The 10,259-nt window shown below is 53.1% G+C and carries 11 protein-coding genes; 2 read left to right on the forward strand and 9 right to left on the reverse strand.

Annotated elements, in window-relative coordinates:
• Nucleotides 1-29: 29 nt before the first annotated feature.
• The 3 genes from HYU99_07725 to clpS all read right to left on the reverse strand — a co-directional run bounded on the left by HYU99_07725 (nucleotide 30) and on the right by clpS (nucleotide 3,287).
• Nucleotides 30-299: a hypothetical protein gene (locus HYU99_07725; protein ID MBI2340235.1), complete on the reverse strand. Its 270-nt coding sequence runs from the start codon at nucleotides 297-299 to the stop codon at nucleotides 30-32.
• Nucleotides 300-628: 329 nt separating this feature from the next.
• Complete coding sequence (gene clpA, locus HYU99_07730; GenBank protein MBI2340236.1) at nucleotides 629-2,932, reverse strand: ATP-dependent Clp protease ATP-binding subunit ClpA; 2,304 nt, start codon at nucleotides 2,930-2,932, stop codon at nucleotides 629-631.
• A 31-nt stretch (nucleotides 2,933-2,963) separates the two neighbouring features.
• Entirely contained in the window at nucleotides 2,964-3,287 is a 324-nt protein-coding gene (gene clpS / locus HYU99_07735) for an ATP-dependent Clp protease adapter ClpS (protein ID MBI2340237.1), read from the reverse strand.
• 344 nt (nucleotides 3,288-3,631) lie between these two features.
• Between clpS and HYU99_07740 the strand changes: the two genes are divergently transcribed.
• The gene (locus tag HYU99_07740; GenBank protein ID MBI2340238.1) at nucleotides 3,632-4,549 is read left to right on the forward strand and encodes a diguanylate cyclase; all 918 of its coding nucleotides are present in this window, start codon (nucleotides 3,632-3,634) and stop codon (nucleotides 4,547-4,549) included.
• Here the strand turns inward: HYU99_07740 and HYU99_07745 are convergent.
• The 6 genes from HYU99_07745 to HYU99_07770 form a co-directional block, all read right to left on the reverse strand.
• Complete coding sequence (locus tag HYU99_07745) at nucleotides 4,528-4,899, reverse strand: DUF5615 family PIN-like protein (GenBank protein MBI2340239.1); 372 nt, start codon at nucleotides 4,897-4,899, stop codon at nucleotides 4,528-4,530. The two genes, HYU99_07740 and HYU99_07745, sit on opposite strands and share 22 nt — an antisense overlap.
• Entirely contained in the window at nucleotides 4,883-5,128 is a 246-nt protein-coding gene (locus tag HYU99_07750) for a DUF433 domain-containing protein (protein MBI2340240.1), read from the reverse strand. The genes HYU99_07745 and HYU99_07750 overlap by 17 nt, the downstream gene beginning before the upstream one ends.
• A 72-nt stretch (nucleotides 5,129-5,200) precedes the next feature.
• On the reverse strand, nucleotides 5,201-5,698 hold the full coding sequence (locus HYU99_07755; GenBank protein ID MBI2340241.1) for a hypothetical protein: 498 nt from the start codon (nucleotides 5,696-5,698) through the stop codon (nucleotides 5,201-5,203).
• A 215-nt stretch (nucleotides 5,699-5,913) separates the two neighbouring features.
• The gene (locus HYU99_07760; protein ID MBI2340242.1) at nucleotides 5,914-6,279 is read right to left on the reverse strand and encodes a hypothetical protein; all 366 of its coding nucleotides are present in this window, start codon (nucleotides 6,277-6,279) and stop codon (nucleotides 5,914-5,916) included.
• Between the two features lie 75 nt (nucleotides 6,280-6,354).
• Nucleotides 6,355-7,785: a hypothetical protein gene (locus HYU99_07765; GenBank protein ID MBI2340243.1), complete on the reverse strand. Its 1,431-nt coding sequence runs from the start codon at nucleotides 7,783-7,785 to the stop codon at nucleotides 6,355-6,357.
• 144 nt (nucleotides 7,786-7,929) lie between these two features.
• Nucleotides 7,930-9,207 (reverse strand): patatin-like phospholipase family protein, encoded by a 1,278-nt coding sequence (locus HYU99_07770; protein MBI2340244.1) that lies wholly within the window; start codon nucleotides 9,205-9,207, stop codon nucleotides 7,930-7,932.
• A 78-nt stretch (nucleotides 9,208-9,285) separates the two neighbouring features.
• Between HYU99_07770 and HYU99_07775 the strand changes: the two genes are divergently transcribed.
• On the forward strand, nucleotides 9,286-10,083 hold the full coding sequence (locus HYU99_07775; GenBank protein MBI2340245.1) for a hypothetical protein: 798 nt from the start codon (nucleotides 9,286-9,288) through the stop codon (nucleotides 10,081-10,083).
• Nucleotides 10,084-10,259 lie beyond the last annotated feature (176 nt).

Consider the following 10,259-nt stretch of genomic DNA (forward strand, 5'->3'; position numbering starts at 1 on the left):
AATGAGAAAAAACGCAAACCGCCTGGGCGTTAATTGATCGGGGTATTTGGATGGCCCAGGCTGAAATCAAAACCAAGCGTCCCCCGCTCCTCTTGATGGCCCGAAAGGGGCAAACTGTCCCGAAGGGACACCTTCGGTGCAAGCCGTGCTTGTCCGCCGAAGCGTGAGCGTAGGCGGATGACCCAGTGGGTGCCCGCCAAAGGCGGGCAGGCGCGGCTTGCTCCATCGCCCGCACAGCGGGCAAACGCAAAAAGCGTGACTGATCCGCCGCAGGCGGAGAAGGCGCGGGTTTTGCTCACTCGGAGGGTGGAGGGTGGGAAGGGCCGGGCGCCGCCCGGAAGTTCGAAGGCGCGTTCCACCTTCCTTCATTTCGCCTCGGCGTGCGCGTTCGAATTGGAATCAGAATTTCCTTCGTTCACGCAATCTGTTTTCTTCCGGAAATCTCCGGGAATTTCTTCTATAGAAAATGAATGACTATTCAGTTTCCGGAGTATGAGTCTCTTCTCCTGTAGAAAAATCTTGGAATTGTTCCGGGTTATTGGTAAACCAAGTTCTGACTTTTTCCATTAGGATGCGCATCCGCCTCAGGCGGACCCGAAGAACGAAAAACGTGAACGAATTACGAGAATTAAAAATCAAACTTCAGCTTCCCCTCTTCGCTTCGAACCACCACATTCCCCCCCTTTGAAAGTTTTCCAAAGAGGATTTCGGAGGAAAGGACATGGGATATTTCGGTTTCAATCAGCCTACGGATGGGACGGGCGCCGAACTTCGCGTCGAAACCTTTTTCGGCCAAGTACTTGCGTGCGGAAGGTTCCAGGGTAAGCGTGACCCCTTTCCCTTTCAGACGCTCCTCCAGCTCGCTGACCATCTTTTCCACAATCTGTTCGGCAATGGTCATATCGAGCGCATTAAACCGGACAATGGCGGTCAACCGATTGCGGAACTCCGGATTAAAGGCCTTTTCAATCGCCTTTAAGCTCTTGTCCTCGTACTCCTCCTTTTCAAAACCGATGGTGCGGACCATGCTTTCGCGCGCCCCCTGATTGGTGGTCATGACGAGTACCACCTGCTTGAAATCTGATTTCCGGCCGTTGTTGTCGGTTAGGGCGGCGTGATCCATCACCTGAAGCAGAATATTGTAAATATCCTCATGCGCCTTTTCAATTTCATCCAAAAGCAGGACTGTATACGGGTTCCGGTGAATCGCGTCGGTTAAGAGACCCCCCTGATCGAAGCCCACATATCCCGGCGGCGCGCCGATCAGCCGCGAGACGGTGTGTTTTTCCATGTACTCGCTCATGTCGAAGCGGGTGAATTCGATCCCCAATACATGCGCCAACTGGCGGGCCAGTTCCGTCTTTCCCACCCCGGTGGGGCCGGCAAACAAAAAAGATCCGATCGGGCTGGAAGGCTCGCCAAGACCCGAACGGGAGAGTTGGATCGCGCGAACGACCTGATCGATCGCCTCGTTTTGGCCGTAGATAAGAAGCTTGAGGTCTCTGCCCAGGTTTTTGAGCTTTTCGCGGTCATCCATCTTCACGGAATGTGCGGGTACCTTGGCCATCCGCGAGACCACCCCCTCGATATCCCGCGACAAAACGCGCGGAACTGATCCCCGATTTTGGTCCGCCTTCGGCGGATGGACTTGGAATTTTAGTTTTACCTCCGCCCCCGCCTCGTCCATCACATCGATGGCCTTGTCGGGCAAAAACCGGTCGGTGATATATCGGGCCGAAAGATCCACCGCGCTTTTAAGCGCCGAATCGGAATAGGCCACTCCATGGAACGACTCATAGTGCCTCTTTAACCCTTTAAGAATCCGCCGGGATTCCTCCGAGGTCGGCTCCGCGACGTCGATCTTCTGGAAGCGGCGCGAGAGGGCATGGTCTTTTTCAAACACGGTCCGGTAATCCTTGTACGTGGTGGTGCCGATACAACGGATATCGCCATTGGCCAGCGCCGGTTTCAGGATGTTCGAGGCATCCAGCGCCCCCCCGGAAACGGCCCCGGCGCCGATGATCGTGTGAATTTCATCGATAAAGAGAATCCGGTTCTTTTTTTCGGTCATCGCGCAAATGACCCCTTTAAGCCGCTCTTCAAACTCCCCGCGGAATTTGGTGCCCGCCAAAAGGGCCCCCATGTCGAGGGCGTAAAGGACCGAGTCGCGAAGCGAATTGGGAACCTCCCTGTTGACAATCCGGAGCGCCAGTCCCTCGGCGATGGCGGTTTTTCCAACGCCGGCGTCGCCGACAAAGATCGGGTTGTTCTTCCGCCGGCGGACCAGGATGTGAATGGTCCTCTCCATCTCTTTTTCCCTGCCGATCAGCGGATCGATGGCGCCTCGCGCGGCCTTCTCGTTCAGGTTGATGCAAAAACGGGTGAGGGGGTCGCGGCTTTTTGCGGGCCTCCCTTCCTCGTCAAATTCCGTTTCGGGCGGGGGGAGAAGCGGCAGGGCCTCTTTTTTAAGGCCGTGCGACAGGGTACGGACGACATCGAAGCGATAGACATTCTGCCGGGCCAGAAAATAGACGGCGTGCGACTCTTTTTCGCGGAACATCGCCGCCAGCACATGGCCGCCGTCCATCTGGTTTTTTCCGGCCGCCAGGCCGGCTTGGGCTACCAGCCCAGCCTGGGCCGATTGGACATGGGCCGCCGCCACCTGCAGAACAAACTGAACCCCGATGGTGTACTGTGGCTCGATGCTTTCGACATCGCCATCAAGCGCCTCCAGATGTTCCGAGAGGAATTCCAAGAGATCGCGGCGGATCTTTTCGAGGTCGGCGCCGCAGACGGCAAGGACCCGGGAGGCAACGGGGTCGTAAGTCAGGGCATAGAGGAGGTGCTCCAGCGTAATGTACTCATGCCGGCGGGTTTTTGCCTCCCGATAGGCCCGTTCGAGCGTTTTTTCCAGTTCCTCGGTAACCAACATTTTTTTAGACTCCTGTCTTCCGACTTCTTCTTCAGGCCGCTTCCATAATACATTCTAACGGATGTTCATGCTTTTTGGCGAGTTCTTTAACCACAGTCACCTTTGTCCGCGCCACATCGCAGGTAAAAACGCCGCAGACCCCCTTGCCTTTCAGATGGACATCCATCATCAGTCGCGTGGCCTCATCGATCTGCTTGTGAAAAACGGTTTGAATGAGCCACACCACGAAATCCATCGGGGTGTAATCGTCGTTCAACAGGATCACCGCGTACATCCTCGGCTTTTTGACCCGAATCTGTTTTTCGGTGACGACCTGTGAGTCGAGGAACTCGTCTTGCCGGCGTTCAAGGGACATACCTTGAATTATAACCATGAAGCGGCGGGGAACAAGAGGGAAGGTTCGACTCGGTGCGTCATGGATTTTTTCTCCTTTTTCCCTTCCTGCCCCAAATACCCCTCCAATGGCAGTCGATTAATTCCAATAATTCCAAAAGATTAGAAAAAAAATAACTTCGCCCTTTTTCTCCCCCTTTTTTCCTGATAAAATTTTAAAATTCATGTCTAAGCGAGCAATCTGGCTTTGCCAGTTGTGAGCGCGGGGTTTGGGGCCACCTGCCCGCCGGATTGGCAGGCGGGTTTGAGGCCCGAAAATAAATAGACGCGTGTAGCAACAAACGGGCCGAAAGGGCCCCAAGTAGAATGGCTCCAAAAATCAAAATATTAATTGCGGACGGGAATGCCCGCAATCACCCGGTTTTTGAACGGGGGTTGAAGGGTTTTGAGCTCGTCTTTGCCCCAAGCGGCCCCGAGGCGGTCACGTTGATGCAGGAGACAGGCTTTGCCCTCCTGATCATCGACAATGGCCTTTCCGGAATGACGAGCCTCGATCTTTTGGGCGAATCCCGGCGGCTCTCCGGAAACACCCTCCCCGCGATATTGATCGTCAATGACGGCGAGGAAAAAACCGCGATCGCGGCCAAAAAAGCGGGGGCGAGCGATTATCTGAACCGGCACGAACTGGAATCCCCCATCCTCCCCATGGCGGTCATGCGCGCCCTCGAGCACAAGAAATGGGAGCAGGTCTACTGGAACCTTTCGGAAAATCAGATCTCCTCCTATCTGAAAGACCCCCTCACCTCGGTTTACAACAAACACTACTTCAACACCCGGCTTGCCGAAGAACGGAGGCGCTCCCGGAGGTATGACTTTCCGCTGACCATGTCCCTTTTTCACATCGACCAGTTTTTCGAAATGAATAAAAAATACGGAAAAAAAACAGCGGAACAAATCCTCAAGGATGTGGCGCAGTATCTGGTCCGCGACATCCGGGGGAGCGACCTTCTGGCCCGCCTCGACAACGACCGGTTTGTCCTCCTTCAACCCCACACGAAGCTCGATGAGGCGCGGGCCACCTGGGAGCGCCTGCTGAACAATCTGGCCAATCACCCCTTTACCGCCGGGGGAAAAAATTTCTCCGTCACCCTTCATGTCGCCATGACCTCGCTCAACCGGGAAATCGAGGAGATCGACCGGTTGATTAAAAGTATGGACGAATATGTGGAAGAAAACGGCGAAAACGCCTCCCGCCTGCTCCTCTACGCGCCTGAAGGCTCATGAATTCGCAACCTTCCTGGCTCAAGAATAAGCAACTGCCCTGTAATAGGTTCTGCATCCAATAAGGGCATGCATTGTTTTAAAAGAGACAGAATTCTTGTTTTAGACTGGCTCTGTGGTTTTAAAAGAATGATACCTGCATATTTTTCCGGAGGGTACTGCCGGATATCGGAAAAATCCCAGTCCAGTGTGATTAAAGCCCTTTTTTCGCCAAGACAAACATCGATGATTTCAGTATCAGGGCGGCCTCCCAATTTTTGTTCGAGAACGGTGCAAGCCGCATGCCCACGCTCTTTGAGCAGATCAGAGAGCTCATCAGGCAAATTCTCGTCAATTTTAAAATCCATGCAAATGTTCAGAGGGAAAAGGGATGTATCGCTCCCTGGCAAGCTCCGCGGCATAGGCAACAGCCGCCTGAATATCCTCCTGGGTCAGGGAAGGGTAACTTTTAAGAATGGCTTCTCCGGTTTCTCCTGCCGCCAGATTGTCCAAAATAACCGACACCATGACCCGCGTGCCTTTGATACAGGGCTTGCCGTGGCAGATCTTTGGATCTCTTGTGATACGCTCGAGTAAAGTCATAGACTTGTAATTTCAACGCTCACTTCAAATACAGCATAACAAAACCCATTAGCTAAAGCAACAATTACCCGATCACAAGTCAATAGCCTTCAGTAATTTCGTCAGGCGATCTGTATAATAAGGCGATCTCAAAAATGAGGCCCGAGGACCGACAATCAAAAAACCCCGGAGCGCTGAACTTTTACCCAAAAGTTTCAGGTGCTGTTTGAGAAATTCCTTTCCGTCCGGGAGTTCGCTCAAATCACAGAGAATATCGAGGTATTGTAAAAGATACGAAAGGTCGGAGCCGACAAAGCCTTGTGAAAAGTTCTTAATCCCTTGGTTGAGCATATAGTTTATTTCGGCAAGGTATGCTTTCGCTTCCGTCAGGGTTTTGATGATCGTCAATTGATAGGCCTTGGCGTCAGAGAGAGGGTAATTAGCCCACCGGTATTCATCTTTCAGCCCTTCAAAATCCTTTTTAAAAAAGTCGTTGTTTTCCGCAAGCCGACGCGCCTTTTCAACACGCCAAGCGGCAGAAGGAGCAGACTTTTCGAGATCACGCAAAAAAGGATCAGGAAATTTTTTCAACTGTTCATCAATCCTTTTGTAGTCGTCGCGGGTTAATGAAGCGCCGATAAGATAAGGATCATCGGCGTGGCAGGCTTCGTGGATAACAACGGCTCTAAAATCGTTGATTTTCGCCGTATTCGGGGCAACTTCTCCCTCAAAAAGATCCCTTGTCCAATCGGCATCGAGAACAATAGTGTAATCGCCGATGTACTTGGCCAGACGGCCCTTGGCGGTTAACTCATGGACGCCAGGGAGGCCGGATCAACAATGTCTCGGAACGTTGTTCCGGGGATATCGTCAAGTATCGGACGATACTGGCCTTCGCAAAAGTGATTTCCGAGAACGCGATAAGACGACACATCAAACGGCTTTTTTCCGCTGGCCATAAGAAATAAATCGCCGTCGAGGCTGATATTTTGGAAGACGAACCCATCGCCGGGAATATAGGCGAATTGTCCCCCTTCCATATGCCCGTCGGGTGCCTGAGCAGGAAGCATGGCAGACTCGAAAAAATAAACGCCTGATTCCTCCTTTAAATAGGAAAAAGCGAAAAGTGCGCCGCCATCTTCAAAGGCGCATAGCTCTCCTTGGTCGGGCATTTTATTTTCGTTGGAATCGTAACACTGGAGAAAGTCGTCGTTGGAGGCAATGGGAATGATTTTCGTCATTGTCGGCTAGGCATGTCTGGTACAGCGCCACAAATGGGCGCTTCTTAAAAAAACAATCAAAAGAGCGATCCAAAAGACAAGAAAACCGTTTGTCGTTCCTTGACCGGCGCGGTTTAAGGCACACCCCCCCTTATCCTCATTGGAAGGGGCCGCCCCCCCTGAATCATTTTCATCGGTTTCTCCGTCCGTATCCGGCGCAACCGAATCTCCAAAAGTCGAATCAAGCGCTCCTGCAGAGGTGTAACGAGCCACGCTGAATCGGTCGTCTTCAAAAAGGACATGATAGCCCCCCGCCACAACCAATCTTTGCTCGGCATCAAAAATGCCGCTGATGGCCTCGTCAATATCCGAGCCGATATCGGTAATCACAAAACCCCCCTCGCCATAGGTTGAATCCACCTGGCCCCTTTCATCCAATCGAACGACGGCAAAATCATACCCCTCATCCCCATCTGTCTTTGTGACACCGGTTTTTCCAACAAGGTAGATTCGGCCTTCCTCATCAAGGACAACCTGATTGCATACATCCCCATCGCCATAATCAACCGTTTTAGTGCCTCCCGCGTCGCCGAATTCCGTATCCGGTTGACCGTCGGTTCGATAGCGCGTGACGGCAAAATCGCCGCCTAACGCGGTCCACGCGATCAGAATCCGTCCCTCCTGATCGATGGTCACATTGGACAGGACAAACTCATTGGACAACGACAAGGTCGCCGGACCAGAAACGTCTTGTCTGGTGCCGTCTTGATCGTACGAACTTACATCAACCGTCACACCGGCATCCGTAATATAAAGGACAAATAGCACAATCTCATCCATGGCATTGCCGGCAAGGATCGTCTGAACGGCGCCGGAGGCAAACGGTTCCAATGAGACAAGACCATCACCCCCGCCATAGGTCGCATCCAATTCACCCGCTGGGGTCAGTTTCATCAAAAAAGGTTCGACCTCACTGGCGTCGAAAGCGACCAGATCAGTCGTTTCGCCCTCACTGTTGACGCCGCCATCCTCGGTTAATTCCACCGTTAAGTCAAAAATGGTGAATCCTCCCACCAGAATAGAATCGTCATCCAGGGCCATGACAAGTAGAGGCCAGTCGTCATCTCCGCGGTCGATCCGGACCATCCCTGTCCCGTTTCCGAAACTTGTGTCCAGCTCTCCTTCGCTCGTGTAGCGGATAAGCACAAGATCATATTCAAAACCGGTCATTAACCAGCCCGCACCGGTGTTTTCAAAAACAAGATCGGAAAAATCCTCATAGCCCAAAACGAGGATCCGCCCCGTTGAATCGATATCCATGGCAATTGGAAAATTGTTTTCACTGGAGAGGCTGGTCACCACATAGCCGGCCCGCTCCTGACCTGTGGCAGGAAGAGAAAAAAAGAGGGCAAGAATCGTCCCTGCAAGAATCTTCTGAATCAAGAGACAAGGTTTCATTGGAATCCCCTTAAATGTTCATCCACACCCATTATTATCGTCTGCGCCTCATAAAAGTTGTGTGTTTTTTGCCGTCAGGTGCATAAACTAATTGGGGTAGTATTTTAGGTAATAATTATCGACAGTTAGACAATGGGGGCGTTTTCAATTGCTTTCAAAAAATTCAACCAACCGGTCATGATTTTTGCGGGCGTCCTCGAAGCCAAGTTCCAGCAGACGTTTCATGTAGAAGGGAATAAAGAGGATAAAAGAAAGGAAATCCTCCCCGTGCCGGATATCCACATCCAGCACCTTCATCAAGGTCCGTTCGAACGTTGTGAGGTTCTTTTTCAAAAATTTCGGGTCATCGACGCATTCCCGAAAGATGGTGCGGATGTCGGAGGATGGAAAGATGGTCATGACCTGCAATCGCTTCAGGCCCCGCGCGGCGATGTCCCCTTTTAATCCCTTCTCCTTGAGATAGCCGTTCACCCTCTCCAAAAAGTCGGCGCCGTAAACCTCGGAGCCCCACTGGATCACCCGGTTGATCCGGTCCATCTGTTCAATGTCGTAGTCGAGCTTGTCGAGAAAGATGGAATTCAGCACCTTGCCCAGAATTTCCCCCATCGTCGGCGGAAGGGGATGCTCCAAGAAAGGTTCGTCCACAGCCTGTTCGGCCCGTTCGGTTTTGTGATGCAGACCGACCACCAGAATTTTGTCGGCCCCCAGCTGGACGGCGGGCGAAAGGGGGGTGTTGAGGCGCAAACCCCCGTCGCAATAGAAGTTGCTTCCGACCCGCACCGTGGGAAAGAGGAGGGGAAGGGCGGCGGAGGCCATGGCATGACGCGCCTCCACGGTGACAAAGTGGGCCCGGTGCCGCCCCGTGTAATTGACCGAGGGGTGCTTTTCGACAAACAGCTCCATCTTTCCGGAATGAACGTTGGTGGCGGTGACGCTGACCGCCAACGGCGAGCCACGCTGGACATTCAGCGATATCTGCTTCCAGGCGATGATCTCCTTCAAAAAAAAGGGGAGCGGGCTGGTATCGAGCAGGCCGACGAAGTGATATTGTTTGAATTTCTGAATCGTCTCCGCCTTTGGCTGAAGCCCGAAAAAGTGGCGCATGGTTCCGGCGATTGTACGGCTGACAAACCGGGTGAGCATTCCCACGCCGCGGCGGTATATTTTGGCCTGTTCCAGTTCGTTCCAGATGGCGAAAATCCGCCTCCCCTGGTATTCGAGGTTATGGTTGGAGGCGGCCATGAAACAGGTGTTGATGGCCCCCACCGATGACCCGCAATAGATGTCGAAGGGGCGCTTGTGGGCGATCTGCGGCGGGAGCTTGGTCCGGATGTAATGAATGATGCCGGCTTCAAAGGCGCCGCGCGCCCCGCCGCCGGAGAGGACGAGGGCGAGTTTTTTTTTGGAGGCATTGTCGGGCATGATGTCAAGACTATGGAACGAAACGACTCTGACACGAGTGCGCTGGAAATTCCATCGAAAAAACGGTATGCTTCGGTCGTGATTAAACGCGGAAAGACCGCCTCCATCCTGGTCGCGGGTTTTTTCATCCTTCTTTTGTCTCCCCCGGCTCCGGCGCAAGACAAGATCGACTTTGCCGTTTACAGCGATAAATCCGGGGGGGCCTATTTCAAGGATTACGGAGTCTGGCCCGAAGGGGTGGCCTACCTTGAGCAAATGCTCTCGCGCCTTAAGTATTCCCACAACACGATATCGCCAAAGGATCTCAACGGCGGGGCGGATCCGCTTTCGGGTTACCGCGTCCTTCTCATCCCCGGGGGCTACGCGCCGTGGTACAACAAATTCATCAATGCGACTGGAAAGGGCCGGATCCGCAATTTTATAAAAAGCGGCGGGGCCTATTTGGGAATCTGCGCCGGGGCCTATTTTGCCGCCGACAGGGTGCAGTGGATAAACGCCGTTTACGATGACGAGTCGGGGTATTCACTGGATTTGTTTGACGGCGCCGCCACCATCGGCGGCGATTTGAACAAGATCGCGGATTATTACGCGGGGCATTGGGCCAACATCCCTTTTGTGTTGAATACCGACAACGCCCTGCTCCAGGGCTACAAAAGCGCCCCTTTGACGCAGAATTTCGTTTACATGGCGGGCCCCTATTTTGAACCCGACGGCAAGGCCAAAATCACCGTCCTGGCCACCGGCGCCGACAATCATCTTCCGGCCATGGTGGCCTTTGGCTACGGAAGCGGCCGCGTGATCCTCATGGCGCCGCACCCCGAAATCGGGGGTCACGACGACCTCATGCGGCCGCTTTTGAAGTGGTTGTTGAAATGAGAGGCACGGTGAGTCTGCGTACCTGCAATGGTTTTCATTGAAAACAGCCGCTTGATAAGATAACTTGAAGTTGCTTGTTCACGCGCAAATAGAGTGACGCTTTTTTCCGTGGCCCATGCGTTTTAGAGTATCACCTTATATATGCGCTACACAGTAGTTCGGGGAGTAACTCAGCC

It is taken from the genome of Deltaproteobacteria bacterium, from assembly GCA_016183175.1.
Lineage (GTDB): Bacteria > UBA10199 > UBA10199 > UBA10199 > SBBF01 > JACPFC01.

Coding starts and splice junctions, on each gene's coding strand:
- clpS (MBI2340237.1), bottom strand. CDS start 3,287: ATGTCCCTTGAACGCCGGCAAGACGAGTTCCTCGACTCACAGGTCGTC.
- HYU99_07750 (MBI2340240.1), bottom strand. CDS start 5,128: ATGACTTTACTCGAGCGTATCACAAGAGATCCAAAGATCTGCCACGGC.
- HYU99_07760 (MBI2340242.1), bottom strand. CDS start 6,279: ATGCCCGACCAAGGAGAGCTATGCGCCTTTGAAGATGGCGGCGCACTT.
- HYU99_07770 (MBI2340244.1), bottom strand. CDS start 9,207: ATGCCCGACAATGCCTCCAAAAAAAAACTCGCCCTCGTCCTCTCCGGC.
- clpA (MBI2340236.1), bottom strand. CDS start 2,932: ATGTTGGTTACCGAGGAACTGGAAAAAACGCTCGAACGGGCCTATCGG.
- HYU99_07740 (MBI2340238.1), top strand. CDS start 3,632: ATGGCTCCAAAAATCAAAATATTAATTGCGGACGGGAATGCCCGCAAT.
- HYU99_07765 (MBI2340243.1), bottom strand. CDS start 7,785: ATGAAACCTTGTCTCTTGATTCAGAAGATTCTTGCAGGGACGATTCTT.